General features: G+C 52.1%; 13 protein-coding genes. 4 read left to right on the forward strand and 9 right to left on the reverse strand.

Annotated elements, in window-relative coordinates:
* Positions 1 to 5 precede the first annotated feature (5 nt).
* Positions 6 to 848 (reverse strand): polyketide synthase dehydratase domain-containing protein, encoded by an 843-nt coding sequence (locus tag ACQYWX_RS16095; protein WP_431685521.1) that lies wholly within the window; start codon positions 846 to 848, stop codon positions 6 to 8.
* A complete protein-coding gene (locus tag ACQYWX_RS16100) occupies positions 832 to 5,883 on the reverse strand; it encodes a beta-ketoacyl synthase N-terminal-like domain-containing protein (RefSeq protein WP_431685522.1) in 5,052 nt (1,683 codons plus the stop codon). The genes ACQYWX_RS16095 and ACQYWX_RS16100 overlap by 17 nt, the downstream gene beginning before the upstream one ends.
* 1,067 nt (positions 5,884 to 6,950) lie before the next feature.
* On the opposite strand from ACQYWX_RS16100, the gene ACQYWX_RS16105 reads away from it, so the two are divergent.
* Positions 6,951 to 7,814, forward strand: a complete 864-nt coding sequence (locus tag ACQYWX_RS16105; RefSeq protein WP_431685523.1) for a transcriptional regulator — start codon at positions 6,951 to 6,953, stop codon at positions 7,812 to 7,814.
* Between the two features lie 93 nt (positions 7,815 to 7,907).
* Here the strand turns inward: ACQYWX_RS16105 and ACQYWX_RS16110 are convergent, their stop codons facing one another.
* The 7 genes from ACQYWX_RS16110 to ACQYWX_RS16140 all read right to left on the reverse strand — a co-directional run bounded on the left by ACQYWX_RS16110 (position 7,908) and on the right by ACQYWX_RS16140 (position 12,508).
* Complete coding sequence (locus tag ACQYWX_RS16110; RefSeq protein WP_431685524.1) at positions 7,908 to 8,318, reverse strand: hypothetical protein; 411 nt, start codon at positions 8,316 to 8,318, stop codon at positions 7,908 to 7,910.
* Positions 8,319 to 9,032: 714 nt separating this feature from the next.
* Entirely contained in the window at positions 9,033 to 9,659 is a 627-nt protein-coding gene (locus tag ACQYWX_RS16115; protein WP_431685525.1) for an HAD hydrolase-like protein, read from the reverse strand.
* A 22-nt stretch (positions 9,660 to 9,681) separates the two neighbouring features.
* Positions 9,682 to 9,924: a hypothetical protein gene (locus ACQYWX_RS16120; RefSeq protein WP_216739705.1), complete on the reverse strand. Its 243-nt coding sequence runs from the start codon at positions 9,922 to 9,924 to the stop codon at positions 9,682 to 9,684.
* Between the two features lie 307 nt (positions 9,925 to 10,231).
* Positions 10,232 to 10,675, reverse strand: a complete 444-nt coding sequence (locus ACQYWX_RS16125; RefSeq protein ID WP_431685526.1) for a DUF6334 family protein — start codon at positions 10,673 to 10,675, stop codon at positions 10,232 to 10,234.
* A 144-nt stretch (positions 10,676 to 10,819) separates the two neighbouring features.
* Positions 10,820 to 11,215 (reverse strand): Imm7 family immunity protein, encoded by a 396-nt coding sequence (locus ACQYWX_RS16130; RefSeq protein WP_431685527.1) that lies wholly within the window; start codon positions 11,213 to 11,215, stop codon positions 10,820 to 10,822.
* A 37-nt stretch (positions 11,216 to 11,252) separates the two neighbouring features.
* Positions 11,253 to 11,726: a hypothetical protein gene (locus ACQYWX_RS16135; RefSeq protein WP_431685528.1), complete on the reverse strand. Its 474-nt coding sequence runs from the start codon at positions 11,724 to 11,726 to the stop codon at positions 11,253 to 11,255.
* Positions 11,727 to 11,782: 56 nt separating this feature from the next.
* Complete coding sequence (locus tag ACQYWX_RS16140) at positions 11,783 to 12,508, reverse strand: hypothetical protein (RefSeq protein WP_431685529.1); 726 nt, start codon at positions 12,506 to 12,508, stop codon at positions 11,783 to 11,785.
* Positions 12,509 to 12,828: 320 nt separating this feature from the next.
* On the opposite strand from ACQYWX_RS16140, the gene ACQYWX_RS16145 reads away from it, so the two are divergent.
* The 3 genes from ACQYWX_RS16145 (at position 12,829) to ACQYWX_RS16155 (ending at position 16,391) form a co-directional block, all read left to right on the forward strand.
* A complete protein-coding gene (locus ACQYWX_RS16145) occupies positions 12,829 to 14,445 on the forward strand; it encodes a peptide ABC transporter substrate-binding protein (protein WP_431685530.1) in 1,617 nt (538 codons plus the stop codon).
* Between the two features lie 83 nt (positions 14,446 to 14,528).
* The gene (gene oppB, locus ACQYWX_RS16150) at positions 14,529 to 15,449 is read left to right on the forward strand and encodes an oligopeptide ABC transporter permease OppB (RefSeq protein ID WP_431685531.1); all 921 of its coding nucleotides are present in this window, start codon (positions 14,529 to 14,531) and stop codon (positions 15,447 to 15,449) included.
* A gap of 9 nt (positions 15,450 to 15,458) precedes the next feature.
* A complete protein-coding gene (locus ACQYWX_RS16155; RefSeq protein ID WP_127970628.1) occupies positions 15,459 to 16,391 on the forward strand; it encodes an ABC transporter permease subunit in 933 nt (310 codons plus the stop codon).
* The last annotated feature ends 17 nt before the right edge of the window (positions 16,392 to 16,408 follow it).

Genomic DNA, 16,408 nt, shown 5'->3' on the forward strand with positions numbered 1-16,408 from the left:
CTCCTTTATTGTAAATGTGATGGTTTGACGCCCAGGTCAAAAACAGACAGCAAGGGGGTGTAGGTTTCGTCAAAAATAGTGAGGTTGGTGCGAAACGGAGACAGTTTTTCCGTCAGCACGAAGGCGCTGCCCAGGGCCTGATCGGGCAGCGCGCGATGTAAGGTCAGTCGCCCCAGGGAATACGGCATCAGACTCTCCCGACGCTCGCCGATGGATATCGCCATACCCGCCTGAAACGCGCAATCCAGCAGGCTCGCCCAGCCCAAAAAAACGCCGTCGTAATTACTGAGCCAGGACAACGCCTTGTTGGACAGGCGTTGTACGTAGCTGATGCGTTGAAAGTAAGGGCCGTAGACGATCCCCATGTCGGCGAAGGCGGCGTAGACCTCGCTTCGCGGAAAGTGATCCCGGGTTTCCGCGCCGACCTGACTGCGTACGCACAACGGCGTCGCCAGAGGATCAGCGCGCCCAGATACCGCCTGCGCATTTAAAACACCGCCGCCGCACATCTCTCCCCCATGCTCTATGCGGAACTCAATGCGCGTCGGGCTGATCGGCGCCAGTTGCACGTCGATCTCCGTCTCAGGCGTATTGGCGAGAACTGGCCGCAGCCAGACCACTTCGTCGACAAATCCGGTTGTGAAATCCGGCCGCGACTTGGCGACGGCGCTCAGGGCCAGCTCCAGATACACCACACCGGGCAGGACTTTCCAGCCGCGCACGCGATGGTGTGAAAAGTAAGGGTGATCGTCTCTCAGGCTGACGCGGAATCCATCACCGGTTGGCAGGCTGCGCCAATGTCCTTCTGTATCGAAAAAAGAGTCTCTGGCTCTAATACTTGCGCTCATAATCTGTCTCGCCATCCTTAGCTGTTGTCGTTACCTGCGCCAATCCTGTTTGCTGTTTGGCGTACCGCCCGGTCTGGTTTTTGGCGTACCAATAGTCGCGTTCGTCGAACGCATAGGTCGGCAGCCTCATTTTGGCGGCGCCGGCGCACTCATACAGACGCAGCCAGTCGATATGGCGTCCTTGTAGAAAATTCGATCGCACCTGCGCCAGATAGTCTGGATCGCCCAGTTTTCCAGGATAGGTCGCCTCGTCCGCAGCCAGGCCTTGATTATCCTGGCTTTGTTCATTCAGGGATTGACCGTGTCGAGGCGCATGTACGCCAACGTGGCCTGAACGGAGTTGCGTCAGTAATTCATCCGCGCCGCTTACCAGCCAGGCGTGTCGATACTCGAAATGTTCGCGCCCGCAGCTCAACGTGAAGGCCAGATCAAGCAAGCCGCTCTCCCCGAGTTCTGCGCGACGTTCGGCCACGAAACGCGCCAGCGCCGCCATACTTTTCTGCAACGCGCTTTCAGTGCGGGCGGAAACGGGAATCAGGTATTGGTCAGGGTGATTCGCCGACCGCCGCTCCCGCCGCGGAGGCGCGGACAGAACGACATGAGCGTTGGCTCCGCCAAAACCAAAGGAACTGACGCCCGCCGTCAATGGCTGTTCGCTGCGCCAGGGAATACTGTCCGCCAACACCTGATACGGTGATGATGACAAATCGATTTCCGGGTTCAGTTGCTGGAAATGCAGATTGGCGGGCAGTTGTTCGTGCTCGAAGGCTTTGATGACTTTCACCACTGACGCCACGCCCGCCGCCGGCTCCAGATGGCCGATGTTGGATTTGACCGCGCCCAGCCAGACGGTTTGAGTCGCTTCGCCATCGGTGCGTTCCTGCAAGGCGCGTTTCAACGCCGCCACTTCAATGGGATCGCCCAGGCGGGTGCCTGTGCCGTGGGTTTCGATATAGCTGACCCGCTGCGCCAGTTCCGGCGTGTAAGCGTCCAGCAACAGGCGATATTGCGCGTTGGGATTCGGCGCCGTCAGCGAGTTGGCTTTGCCGCCGTGATTTTCCGCCACACTTTCAATGACGGCGCGAATGAGGTCTCCGTCCGCCTGCGCGTCCTGCAAGCGTTTCACCATAAAACAGCCCACGCCTTCCCCTCTTACGTAGCCATTGGCGCTGGCGTCGAAAGTGGCGCAGCGGCTGTCCGGGGACATAAAACGCCCCGCCTCCAATCCTTCGTTGATCTGCGCATCCAGAATCAGATTGACGCCTCCCACCATGGCGGCGTCGCAGACCTGCGCTTGCAGATCCCGACAGGCCTTCACTAGCGCCGTCAGCGCGCCGGAGCAGGCCGTATCCAGGGTAAACGACGGGCCATTCCAGTCAAAAAAGGCGGAAATACGATTGGCCAGGATGCTCAGTGAGTGTCCCGACAAGGAGTACGGCGTCTGTTTTTCGCCGTCGCGAGCCTGCAGTAAGGCATAGTCGCTGCCGGTGGCCGCCATATAGCATCCGATGCGGCCGCCAGCCAATTGAGATGGCGCATAGCCTGCGTCTTCCAATGTTCTCCAGGCGGCCTGCAGCAATAACCGCTGGCGCGGGTCCATCCTGGTGGCTTCCAGGGGAGAAATGGAGAAAAAGCGCGCGTCAAATCCTCTGACCGAAGAAATGAAACCGGCGCGGTAGCCAAGCAAAGACCGGTCCGCCGGAGCCTCGGAGATACAATCCTTACGGTCCAATAAGGCGCGCCAGAAACTTTCCGCATCGTCCCCGCCCGGCAAGGTGGCCGCCATGCCGACAATCGCCAGTCGGTCGTCTCCGTTGCCGTCACGACGACGGTCAACGCTACGCTCCTGCGACCTGGCGATCCGCTCCGGGGATTGACGTTGACGGATAGCTCCGGCCACCTCATTGATGGTGTTGAACTGATAGAACTCGTAGCTGCGAAACGCAATGTCGAAATGCTGCTGAATCGCGGCGGCCAGCAGGTTGTAACTGATGGAGTTCAGACCCAGCCACCCAAGAGGCTGATCAAGATCGAGGGCGGAAACATCCAGCGTATCCAGCAGAATGCGCTGGATCTCCGGCTGAATCCCCTGCTCCTGCGGAGCTGCGGCAGATTGCGCTGGTGAGGCAAACGACGGCTGCGTCCTAAGGGGTAAATCCGTCAACGCGGCTTCACTCAGGAGTTTGACGTCCGCTTTGCCGTTGGCGGTTAACGGAATACGGCTCAAACGATGCAGCGCTTTCGGCGTCATGTAATACGGCAAAGCGCGTCGACACCATTGCATCGCTGCGTCAACGTTGAATGCGCTGCTCTCTGGGGCCCAGACAAAGCAGCACAAATGCGCTTCCGGCGTGCGCCTGACCACGGTGAAAACAGCGGCGTCCGGGGCGAATTCTTTCAGGCGGTGACTCACCTCGCCGGTATCGACCCGATAGCCATTCACTTTGTACTGACTGTCCCGGCGACCAACGTACTCTATTTCCTGGTGGGACAGGTAATGCACGATGTCGCCGGTTTTGTAGGCGCGCACGCCATTCGGCAAGGTGACAAAAGCCTGCTCTGAGGGCGCGTTCAAATAGCCTTTGCCAACGCATTCGCCCGCGATCGTCAGTTCGCCCTGCATTCCCGGCGCTACGGAGTCGCCCTGGGCATCCAGTATGTAGTAGTCAGTGTTGAACACCGGTTGCCCCAAAGGAATCCGGTCCGCTTCCGTCACCCGGCGGCAGCTGGCCCAGATCGTCGCCTCAGTGGGACCATACATGTTGTATAGCTGTCCGGTCTGTTGCAGCAGGTATTGCGCCAGCTTTTTATCCAAAACTTCGCCGCCGCACAGAATGGTCATTTCGCCGGCGGCGCACCAACCCGCCTGCTGCAGCATACGCCAGGTTGACGGGGTCGCCTGCGCAACGTCCGCCCGCCGTTGATTGAGCGCATCCCCTAACAGCTCCGCGCTCACACGTGTCTGATCGGAGACGATATGCAGCTCGCCGCCGCACATCAGCGGCAATAGCAACTCAAGGATGGAAATGTCGAAACTGACAGGCGTCAGGGCGAGCATCCGTTCGCCAGCCTGAAACCCCGGCGAGGCCTGCATCGACAGGAGAAAGTTCGCCAGATTGCGTTCACTGATCGCCACGCCTTTGGGCCTGCCGGTGGACCCGGAGGTGAACATCACATAGGCGGTGGCGTCTGGGTTCGCGTCCTCCGCGAGCGCTTGTTCAATATCCTCGTCACCCTTGTCCTCACTGGTCGACGCCGTGGTCGCCAAAGCGAGTGAAGCGTCGACATTGATGATCGTCGCGCCGGGATACAGTGTTTCCGCTCTGGCGCGCGTGCGCTCATCCACCAATATGACACCGACATTGGCCACATCCATCATGTAGCTGAGCCGTTCATCCGGCAGCAGCGGGTCCATGGGCGTGAAGGCGCGCTGAGACGCCAGGGCGCTGAGATAGGCCACCGGCAACGCCACCGACCGCTCCAGAAATACGCCTATGCTGACGCGCCCAACAAAGACATTCGTCGAGGCATTCGTAGAAACATCCAGATGCGTCTTGATTTCGCTATACAGAAGACCGACGGCGGCGCAGGTTTGACGATAAGTCAGACTCGTCCCCTCATCGCTGATTGCAGGCGCATTGGCGTGCTGTTTGCCGGCCTGGGCCACCCTCGCCAGAATACGCGCATGCGGCGCAGCCTCGTTGCGTTCGCCGCAGATAACCGGCGTCAAAGGCTGACTGATACGGCATTCACGCAGTGGACGCTCTGGCGATGCGGCGATAAAAGTCGCGACCTTGATAAAGTTATCCGCCAGCGTCGTCAGGGTTTCCCGCGCAAGAAAGCGGGATGATGAATCGAAAGACAAAAACAGCTGATCGCCGTCGCTGCTGAAGTTGATGGCGAGATCATTCTGACCTCCGGTATCCGGGCGTTCGGTCAGCTCCAGGTCGCATCCCGTCAACACCGGAGCGGCATAAGGCACGAGTCCGTCAGAGGCGTTCACCACCAGATTAAACAAACGACCGCCATGATTGGCGCGCGGGTCCGCCCATTCAACCAACTGCAGCGCGGGCGTATGTTGATGCGGGCGTACAGCCTGTCGCGCCTGTTTGACGCAAGAGAGCAATGCCGCGCCGGCTTGATCGGGGTTAACCTTGACGAACAGCGGAATCAGGTTGGTGAAGCAGCCATAGGCTTGCGGCTCGCTCCGACAATTGACCGTATGAGCGACAGTAACAGGCGCTTCATCCTGATCTTCCGTCGCTGAATACAGTCTTATGACAGCGGCGGTAACCGCGACGACGAACTGAAACAAGGTGAGGTCACGCTGTTCCAATAGGGCGCCGATTGCAGCGACGCCCTCTCCCTCCGATGTCGTTTTCTCAGTCAGCGTATGCTTGATAGACAGCGTACGCTTGACCGAAAGATACACGCCTTTCTCTTTTGGCGTTTTGAAACAGAACGGCAGCGGTTGCGACAGACGCGCGCCTTGCAAGCCCGCTTTCCAATAATCAACGGACGTCTCTTTAACCGGCGACTCGCCGATTTGCAGGAACGATATGTCCGCGTCTTCCCTGGCCTCGCCATTCAGGCTTTCCCGACGATTCCAACAGTCAGACAATGTATTTATAAAGGGTTGATAACACTCGCCGTCAAAGACTAAATGGCTAAACTCTAATTTCAGACCAGTGATCTTTTCGTCTTCAATAAAGCAAGTAAATCTGAATAGCTTATCGCCGGCCGGATCAATAGGCTCTGATTGCGTCCATTGCGATTTATCAGTGACGATATCCACCACTTTATCCGGCAACCTATTGTCGCCAACTAAAAGCGCATCGCCCCTTTCTAAAAAGTAACTTAACAGGCCGTTAAATCCTTTTAAAAGCGTCGCTTTTAAAATGGCATTCAATACCTGAAACTCAATATTTCCGGCTACTTTAAACTGGTACTTTAGTGTCAGACCGGGGTCGTCAGGGTTACGTCGATAGCGCAGCCACTGAAACTGTTCATAACGGGTTGCCTTACGTAATTTCATGAAACTTTCTCAAGCATTAAAATCCCTAATTTCACTTGATACGATGCCGACGCAAAGTTGCAGGGAACAACTAGCGATAAAACAACAGCCGAAGGAAACAGCACGCAGTCGCCGTTCCTCTCAGAAGCGTTGGAAATGTTTGAATGGCCCGCGCCATCTGCGAAAAATAAGCCAAAAGTCGCTCAGATAGAGTTTCTAAGCACCTGTTTTTAAATGGCTATTTTTCTGAATTAAAGTGCGGGCGGACGAGTGCGTCCTGGTGAAAGTCGGAAAAGTACATCCATCACTTATTTACTCCTCGCGGGGAAACCCCAGCTTGATACCCTTCAAGTCACAATATTGATATGAGACTGCATGCAAAAAAAGAAAGTATGCTTTCCTTTATGTACATAACACCTGAAGACATCCTCATTCTGCTATGTCTTCAGTGAAAAGTTTATGAATTTAACATTAAAAAATGTTAGGAATTGGATGCATCAATGCACTCTATAAGCGCTACAGACACCGTGTGCAATGTATGTCACATCAGTCAATATACAGCCAACTTCCATAGACCATTTGCAGCCAATTGTTCACAAATGGCCAGCTCACGTTAGCGCATTATTTAAAACAGTTCAACCGGTAAAGAACAAGGTTATTAATACTTGGGAACGTTTACTTAAATTGATCTGATATTAATTTGATTTTGCGCATTCTTTTAAATTTTATCGTTGTCAACCGTAGAAAATAACGTTGCGCAGTATGAATTGTCAGCCAATAGCGGATTACCTATAAATATAGTAGCTCTATTTATAATCAATATTAAAAATTAGTTAACAAATACACGCCATTCGAGTCACAACATTGCCTCATCTTTTCAACGCTCCAGCGCCACGGCGCCCACTCCCTGACAGAGGCGGAACCTCACCGGCCCGCACACACAGGATCGCCAGCAAGTCCAACCAGACGAAGTACGAAAGAAACGGCAAAGCGCCATAGGCATATCGTGGTGAAGTATTGCGACCGCAGTCGCAATAACTGGCCTGGGTTCTGGCGGGCTTTCGATACAGGCCCAGGCTTACGCTTTTTTGCTAGCATCGAATGATAAAGACGTCTGGTATGATCCGAAGGTGTTAAACGCCTCTTGGGTGAGCATCCTAACAACAAAAATCACGGAGTCTGACGAGATGCATATCGGTCCGAAGTTTTTACTTGCCGCCATCAGAAGAAGAATTAAAGACGAGGGGCTGAGTTACGGTTATTTGTCCGAGAAGACCGGTATTCCCCTCTCCAGCATCAAACGTCACCTGCATAACCCGTCTCTGGGGCTGGACAAGATCCTCATGTACGTCAGCTTTCTCAATACCGATCTGGTGGAGCTGACCAAACTCGCCAACAAGCTGCAGCACGAAAACGAGCTGTTTATTTCCGACAAACAGAGCGAGCTGTTTCTGGAGCACCCCTACCTGCTCGACTTCATCAATATGGTGACCTCTCATAACATGACGCCGGACGCAGTGGCGGAGAAACATGGACTCAGCGAAACCAGCCTGCGCTTTTACCTGCGCATCGCTGAAATACTTGGCTATATCGATGACTTTGGCGACGGCTCCTTTTATCAGTCCGGACGTCGCTATCTATTAGAGGAAGGCTCCGCCCTGGACAGCCTGTTTCGCCGCCGCTTTCAGGAAGAATCCCTGTCCCACCCCATCCACCCCGGCGTCTGCGTCGGCCGCATCAGAATGACGGAAGCACAGAGAACCCAACTCGAAGACGACCTCTACGACAAACTGGTCGAACTCAACGCCGTGAACACCTCCAACGACGAAGGCGAACCCACCAACGTACTCATGCGCTGCACCCCAGGCAAACTGACCCAGTTTTCCGACGGCCTGCCGGATATCGATGGGCAACTGCTGAAGTATGTGTCGGAGATGTTTGCTAAGGCTTAGGGGGGGATTGGGCGTGATTGTGCAGGGAGGGTGTGGTTATGGATCTATTTGATCCTGACTGACCGTATCAATGCCAGGAATTCTGCATAGCGCTTACCGCCATATATTTATAATTGCGCTGATAAGCAGCCCAAAAACTAACACTGCAAATGTTTGCCATCCATAATCCCATATGCTTTTTTGGCGCCTCATTGAAATAAGCTGACATTTAACCAGACAGGTATCTTTTGGAATGTCCAACTCAAAAGATATAGGATATGGCGAGTACGCCAAGAACTCTTCAGCCCAAGTAGAGCCTTTATCCACGCCAAGAAAGTTATCGTCTTTATCGTAGTATGAGAACGAGGCATGAAAGTCGTCGCCTTCAAGAAGGCTTGGAGCCTCTATCCTCGCCTGAAAAAATGCTCTCAATTTTTCTTCATCACCGTCGATAAACGAGCGGTCTCGTACTACGTATTCAAGAATTTTGATTTCAGCACCGACTTTTTCTAGTTCAATGTTCAATTTAACGCCTCCAAAAACCATTTTTTGATATAACTTATTACCATTTCTGCATCCTCACAATTTACCATCCAGATTAAGATATAGACTTGATAAATGAGCAGCCCCCAAGCCTTAGGTTATGCCAAATTAGTACATTCAAATACTCTGAGAAAGCAATTTATTTTTATAGACAACCAACTTCACACTCATTCTTTTAAGTTGAAAGTAAACTTAATCCCATCAGGCAGAACGATAAATCTACCTTCTTGAAACCCTAAATATATAGCCCCTCCCTTTATGTTGGGGTTCCAGCCATTATTCAGACCAAAAATTATAGCTTCTCGAACAGTCTTTGGCCTAACCTCCATCCCCCAAGCGTATGGGTCTATATATAGAATTTGTCCGCTCGACTTTTTAAAAAATACAGTAATATGGCTAGCCCTGCTTTCTAAGCATCCACCTCGGATACACCAGCTATACTCAACTCCATTTACAACTATTTTCCGAATGTTTGTGCTAGTCATTTTAATCACTATGCCCTTTAACACCACAACCAAATATAAAGCTCAAACACTTAGCCAAACACTCACCTGGGTCATCCTGAGGCGATTGGACATTTATCAAATCAGAAACAAAGTAAATGGTTTCACTCTTCATTTTTGTCCACCAACCAGTTTTAAGTTCTAACTACGGCAATGATTTGTTCACAGTTTTGATGCTAATAACTGCTGACTATCATATGCCAATGAACCTGAAGACCTTGTCAGATTCAGTGTAGTCGCCAATGGATTGAGCAGTATGAATCCGACTTCCCACCGATATAAAGTTATAGCCGAGCGCTTCGGACGCCTTCCAATCCCAAGGCCCATCACCAAAGTAAGTTTTAGAGTCGTAACTCCCCTTGCTTGCACGCATTTCAGCCACCCTCATGATCTCCGTCCTGCAGTAATGGTCTGAAGATGAAGCCATCGCTATCCCTGGAAGGCTGATGCCAGCCGCGTCCAGCTTCATCCTGGCGGTTTCGGCCCAACCACCTGTCGCAAAAGCGATCGCCACATCCTGACGTTTTACGAGCCGTGACAAAAATTCAACCGCCCCACAAATGGGAGACAGTTCATGGTGCGAAATATATTCTTCTACGCGCCTAACAAATTGTGCTTTTACATCGAAAAAAATACGCTCCCGTTCCCTCTGAAGACCGGCTTTTTCAATTATCTCGGAAAGAATTCCTGCGTCAGTGACATGACGATACCGCCCCCAGTCAGAGCCAATCGAAATACCCATCACATCTTTTACGGCAGCCTGAAAGCACTCTGCATCGAAATCGTAGGATTCGACCAACGTTCCGTCTATGTCAAACATGACTAGATGCACGTCCTCTCCCCTAACCATCAAATTGCTGTCTGATTACCTGCCACTGCTCCCATGCCTTCTCGGGATCGATATCTGAGTACCCCCTCGATTCCTCAAGCGCTCTTACCTGATGAATCGTACCCATCTGGCATGTGGCGCTATCTCTTATTGCGATAACTTCATCTTCTGTAAGAGGTTCGCCTTTTTCACGCTCTTTATTGAGGAGCACCGCCACCAATGCCGGAATCGGTATTGGAATTAGATTATCAGCCATCTGTCACCTACCATTTTTAGCTATTTAGCCCTATAAACCCGATCATCCACTCGCTAAATACGATTTCAAGGAAATACTCTGTAGAAGAGAATCCCCGGAAACCATGGCATAGTGAGTAAAGTAGCGAATTTGAGATATTGAGCGCCATTTTCACCTCTCATGGCGGAAAATATGCACAATTATTCACCACATAGTGCGACTTGCCTGGATTAGGCCCCTTTCCTCAAGCCCTTTTTTTAGTAAACATTTCTTTCGCAGTTTTATCTTTGAAAGGGTTACCGAGGCCTTTACTCCTTGTAACATCAAATTATTGAGTAAATGTAATAGCACTGCACTTTTCCGCAATATCTCGCTGCTTGATTTCTGAACCGAGAGCAACCAGTTGTACTATTACTGAGCGAGATTCAGTACTTTTCGCAAATTCAAGCTGAATTCCATCAAAGTAGCCTTGCTGATTATGAAGCACCCAAGACCATAGCAGCGGATTTCCAATTGCTAATGACCAAGGCCGTCTTTTCATAAATGATATGGATTTCCATTTAGGGTCACTGCACCAATCGTTTGCATACAGCACAAAACTGTCATCCTCTTGGACCACAATGTAAAATTTTGACTCCTCGAAAATGAATCCCATCGCGCATAAAACACACTCGGTACTGCTCTCTTCAGAATTCTCAAAATACCCAATAACATCTACTAACTTTTGCTCAGAATTTGCGTAGTATGATAATATTTTTTGATTTACGCTCATGCCTAATATTTCTGCCCTTTATTCCCGCCGGTTTGATAGTCTTGATAACAACTGGGGAACGACCGCTAAGAGTCTTCTTTAAGGAATTTTAGCGGCTTGTTATGAGCGCTCGCCAGGTTGCCTCTACTCAGATTCTTTACAGTTTTAAATTTCGTATGTCTCAATAATAGGATCGCAGGGAGATAGAAGACTATCCTTCATTTTAACAACCTTCCCTCTCGCCATTCGCCACACTTGAAATTCATTATCGTAATCTGAATTTTCCTGGTCTCTAATATACAAAAGCCCATGCGAGCCTTTGGCTATTTCGCCGATACGAATGAACAGCTCTAAAACCCATGACTTGTAATGATTTCTATCCCCATCAAACCTTACATATGGCGAGCCATTTTGATAAAAGAGTTCGACTCTTGACATATTGTCTTTGTGTTTCACAATTTCCAACTGAATTTCACGGCAGTTTTCCTCACGAAGAACTGTGTCGTCTTCAGCCTCACAAGAGCCCTCCCAGACAGTAACCCAGCCGTGATATTCGAACATTTTTACACCTCATTCCGCATACACTGTGTGCTCAGATTTAGTCGCCCCTATGTCTAGGCGGTTTATAGAAAAGGCCTTGTATACGCCCAGGCCTGTAAACAGCAAAATACCAAAACACAACGGCTGACACAGCGCCAACGAAGCTGCAGAAAAGCGCTTGGATCAATAAGGATGGCTCAGCATCCTGACCGAAAGGCTTTAGCCAGTATACAAACACAAAACCAGGAAGAAGCGCGGGCGCGATATACCAAATCAGCTTGTCTTTCTTCAGTTTGTTTAGAAGCAAATGGCCGGGAATCGCCCAGACTACCAGAACCACTAGCGCCACCAATGTGGCCACGCCAGCGATCACGGCGGAAATTCGGAAATCAGAGAACTCATTATTAATGGAGTCAATCACTGCTGTGAGAAATACCAGCAAAAATACCGTGAGCAGCATGGCCAAGCTGGCTATTAGTGTGTTCTTCATAATATGTACGCCAACACTTACAACTGATGATACGCCCACCAATCATTGCTTCCGTTCAAATCTTAGTGGACGAATTAATACCCGATGAAGAAAGTAGACTACGTTGTCTTATAGACATACCAGTTCCCAACGACATGCTCTATGTAAATATAGTTATCATCTGACATGCTGGGGGCATTTGATCCAGCTGGCACGAATAGGTAACCAACTGAGTTGTCGAGCATTCCGCCTATGTTCACATCAACTATTCCGCTTTCCTTCTCGTAGCGCACAAGATTCAAATAAAGCGCTTTGGCCGCTACCGTGGCTTTATCTGTATCAGTTTGTGCTTCTGAGGCAATGGCGCTCAGGCTGTCAATGTTGCTACGTAAAAACTCTTTCAGCTCAGAGTCTAACCGCAAAGTAAGCAGCATATTCTGATACTGACGCTCTTCTTCTTTTGTTCTTTCGGATTTACTTTGCGCCTCATGTAAAGCCATAAAAAATAGGCCGGGTAAGGCGAGGTTTCTTACTGCGGAAATCTTCCATTTTTCCTGGTCATTTATTAAATAGATATACCAGTCCTGGGATTTCCCATCTTTTGAAAGCAATACCGCGTAGATTTCCCTCTCGGGCGTTTTCTCAAGCGCTCTTAAGCTAATTTCTATGCCTGTTGGCAGACTTTCACCTAAAGTGGGGCGATCTAAATAGTGCTCCAGCATTTCACCGGCATACACTTCCTTTTTATTCTTTATTCCATCCTGACTAAAAAATTGCTTCACAAGTTGCTGCTCATCCGCAAAAGCAACCAGTGGCAAAAACAAAAGAATGCTCAAAATTCGCACAGTATTTCCTCAGTAACCCTAACGAGCTATTCAACCACAGCCAATCCCAACTCCCCAACCGCTTTTTCACCCGACTTCAACACCCTGCAACGACACAAAATCCAGAATGAACCGATGACCGGGCGCTGTTTCTTGAGACGCAACTCAAGCTTCTAATGTTTCAACAATCGACTCGTCATCCTCCAGCCAGTCTCACTTTTTGAGACCGCCAAGCTCTGATTCTGATCCTTCATATTGAGGTTTTCAAAGGGTGTTGAGAACGAATTGTATACAATATACATTCCCTCGTTGCATAACGAAAATAATACGACGAGGTAGTCATGAAGATAAGCAAACTACTGATGCTGGGCGCTATTTCTCTGATAAGCAGCGTGTGTACGGTAAGCGCAGTGGCGAAGCCCTACCCTCCAGGAACTCAACTCGCAGCCCGACAGGAAATTACGTTGAACAATGGCGGCGAGGTCACGTCTGTCGATCCCGCCAAGTATGCGGCGGAGCCCGCTTTTAATCTGGGTCGCGATCTGTTTGAAGGCCTCGCGATTCAGGACAAGACCGGTAAAACCATTCCCGGAGTGGCGGAGAGCTGGTCGGTCAATGACGACAACACCGTCTACACATTCAAATTACGTCGCTCACAATGGTCAAACGGCGAGCCGGTGACCGCTCACGACTTTGTTTATAGCTGGCGTCGCCTGCTTGATCCCAAAACCGCCTCTCCTTACGCCTGGTTCGCCGCCATGCCGAAAATCAAGAACTCGGCGCAGATCATGAAAGGCGAAGCGGACCCCGCGACCCTCGGCGTGCGCGCGGTGGATGATTACACCTTTGAAGTCACCCTGGAGCAATCCGTTCCTTTCTTCCTCAAGCTCATCACCCATCCGGTGCTGGTCCCTCTGCATGAGGCTACCGTTGAGAAATACGGCGCTGCGTGGACGCAGCCGGCGAATATCGTCACCAACGGCGCTTTTACCGTGTCCGAGTGGAAAGTGAACGAAAAAATGGTGCTGAAGAAAAACCCTCATTACTGGGATGCGGATAATGTGGTGCTGGAAAAAATCACCTGGCTGCCCATCGGCGACGCCAATGTGGCCCTGAATCGCTATCTGGCTGGTGAGATTGATCAGGCGCTATCCATTCCTTCCGCGCAGAAGAAGCAACTGCTGAAGAAGTTCCCAGAAGAAGTGGCTAACACCAGCGCGTCCCTGGGCTCCGTTTACTACTACATGAACACCGTCGCCGGGCCCACCCAGGATGTACGCGTGCGCACCGCCCTGTCCTACGCCATTGACCGCGACATCATGACCAAGGCGATTCTGAATAACGGCGGCGTGCCTATGTACACCCTGGTGCCGCCGCAGACCGACGGCTACAAGCCTTACACGCCCGAGTACGCCACCTGGACGCAGAAACAGCGCAACGAAAAAGCCAAACATCTGCTGACGGAAGCAGGCTATGGCAAAGACAAGCCGTTGAAGCTGACCTTCACCGTGCCCACGTTCTCCAATGACGTGAAGATCGCCACCGCCATGGCTGGCATGTGGAAGAGCGTGCTGGGCGTGCAGGTGGAGATCAAGCAGCTGGAGCCGAAAGTGTTCTACGCCCTCAAAGAAACCGGCGACATTCACCGCGGCGGCTGGGTCGCCGATTACAATGAAGCCTCCTCCTGGCTGGACGTCTTCGTCTCCTCCGGCGAATTCAACGACTCCAAATACAGCAACCCGCGCTACGACCAACTCATGCAAGCCTCCAAGGTGCTGAGCGATCCCTCCAAGGAATACCGTGAGGCGGAGACGCTGTTGATCAACGATATGGCGATCATCCCGGTGTACCGCTACGGCAATGATCAGTACCTGATCAAACCCTATATCGGCGGCTATGAACGCACCAATCCGGAAGCCTCCTACTACCGCAAGAACGTGTATGTGAAAGCCCATTAAGTGGGCGATCTCTTGGCCTGGATGTCGGAAGTACAGAGCCGGTGCGTCCAGGCCCTTTTTAACGGATTCCTGAGAGCGTCATTATGTTGCTATACATTTTGCGTCGCCTGTTGATCGCCATTCCGACGCTGCTGTTCATCGCCCTGGTGTCGTTCTGGCTGATGCACGTCGCTCCCGGCGGCCCTTTCGACATGGAGCGTCCCATGCCGGAAATCGTGCGCGCCAATATCGAAGCCAAATACCATCTGAACGAGCCGTTTTTCACCCAGTTTTTCATCTATGTTCGCGACTTCATACAAGGCGATCTGGGACCCAGTTTCGTGTACCAGGACTTCACCGTGACGCAGCTGGTGGCTCAGTCCTGGCCAGTGTCGGCGACGCTGGGCGTGTTGTCCTTCTGTATTTCCGTGCCGGTGGGCATGCTGCTGGGAACCCTGGCGGCGTTCAATCGCAACAGCAAGCTCGACTACTTTCTGATGTCGTTGTCCATGACTGGCGTGGTGGTGCCCGCTTTCGTGCTGGCGCCAGTGCTGGTCACGATCTTCGCTATTCAACTGGACTGGCTGCCCGCCGGCGGCTGGGAAGGCGGCAAAACGGCCTTTCTGATTTTGCCTGTATTGAGCCTCGCCATCGGCTCCGTCGCCAGCATCGCCCGGGTCATGCGCGGCGCCATGATTGAGACGTTAAACCAGCCTTATATCCGCACCGCCATCGCCAAAGGCCTCTCCACGCCCTACTTGCTGTTTCATCATGCCCTGCGGCCCTCGTTGATCCCTGTGGTGGCGATGTTAGGCCCTGCGTTTGTCGCGGTGGTCACAGGATCAGTGATTATCGATATCTTCTTCGGCACCGGCGGCATGGGGCAGCACTTCGTCTCCGGTGCGCTGAATCGGGACTATGGCCTGGTGATGGGCATCACCCTGATCGTGGCCTCGCTGACCATCTTTTTCAATCTGGTGGTGGACCTGCTGTACACCGTCATCGACCCGCGCATTCGCATTTAGGAGGCCGTCGTGCTGACAACCAGAAAACTCGATCCGCAATGGTTCTCCGATCAAGTTACGGCTCCTGTCGAAGCGGTGGCGGGACGCAGTCTGTGGCAGGACGCCTGGATGCGTTTCCGCAAGAACCGCGCCGCCATGGCGTCGGTGTACGTGTTGCTGTTTATCGTCGTTTGCATCGTCATCGGGCCCCATGTCGCGCCTTTCAGCCACGATGAAATCGATTGGAACGTGGTGGCCGATCCTTACGAGCTGGGCAAGCCCTCCCTGGAAACCGGGCATTACTTCGGCACCGACGATCTGGGTCAGGATCTGTTCGCCCGCACCATGCAAGGGGGGCGTCTCTCCATCATGGTGGGCTTTATGGGCGCCCTCGTCGCCGTAGTGATCGGAACGGTCTGGGGCGCTATTTCCGGTTATGTGGGCGGGCTGGTGGACAGCGTCATGATGCGGGTCATCGAAGTGCTGGACTCCGTGCCGTTCATGTTCATGGTGATCCTGTTCGTCACGCTCTTCGGCAACAATATCTATCTCATATTTATCGTCATCGGCATGGTGTCCTGGCTCAACATCGCCCGCGTAGTGCGCGGCGTCACCTTCAGCATCAAGCGGCGCGAGTTTATCGAAGCGGCGCACTCCATCGGCGTGTCCAAACTCACTATCGTGCGTCGCCATGTGCTGCCCAACGTGCTGGGCATTGTGATGGTGTATTCGTCGCTGATGGTGCCTGGCTTCATCATGTTCGAATCCTTCCTCAGCTTTTTGGGTCTGGGCGTGCAGCCGCCGGACACCAGTTGGGGAATTCTTATCGCCGAAGGGGCGAAAACCATCGATGTGGCGCTCTGGCTGCTGATGTTTCCGTCTCTGTTTCTGGTCGCCACCCTGTTCTGTTTCAACTTCATCGGCGACGGCCTGCGCGACGCCCTTGATCCGAAGGACCGTTAACTCTCATGCGCCCCGGA

The organism is Hahella sp. NBU794 (genome assembly GCF_050749805.1).
Lineage (GTDB): Bacteria > Pseudomonadota > Gammaproteobacteria > Pseudomonadales > Oleiphilaceae > Hahella.

What these genes read in the sequence shown, in the direction of transcription:
- ACQYWX_RS16120 (WP_216739705.1), bottom strand. Translation starts at nt 9,924, where the DNA reads ATGGCTGATAATCTAATTCCAATACCGATTCCGGCATTGGTGGCGGTG.
- ACQYWX_RS16125 (WP_431685526.1), bottom strand. Translation starts at nt 10,675, where the DNA reads ATGAGCGTAAATCAAAAAATATTATCATACTACGCAAATTCTGAGCAA.
- oppB (WP_431685531.1), top strand. Translation starts at nt 14,529, where the DNA reads ATGTTGCTATACATTTTGCGTCGCCTGTTGATCGCCATTCCGACGCTG.
- ACQYWX_RS16145 (WP_431685530.1), top strand. Translation starts at nt 12,829, where the DNA reads ATGAAGATAAGCAAACTACTGATGCTGGGCGCTATTTCTCTGATAAGC.
- ACQYWX_RS16115 (WP_431685525.1), bottom strand. Translation starts at nt 9,659, where the DNA reads ATGTTTGACATAGACGGAACGTTGGTCGAATCCTACGATTTCGATGCA.
- ACQYWX_RS16095 (WP_431685521.1), bottom strand. Translation starts at nt 848, where the DNA reads ATGAGCGCAAGTATTAGAGCCAGAGACTCTTTTTTCGATACAGAAGGA.
- ACQYWX_RS16130 (WP_431685527.1), bottom strand. Translation starts at nt 11,215, where the DNA reads ATGTTCGAATATCACGGCTGGGTTACTGTCTGGGAGGGCTCTTGTGAG.
- ACQYWX_RS16100 (WP_431685522.1), bottom strand. Translation starts at nt 5,883, where the DNA reads ATGAAATTACGTAAGGCAACCCGTTATGAACAGTTTCAGTGGCTGCGC.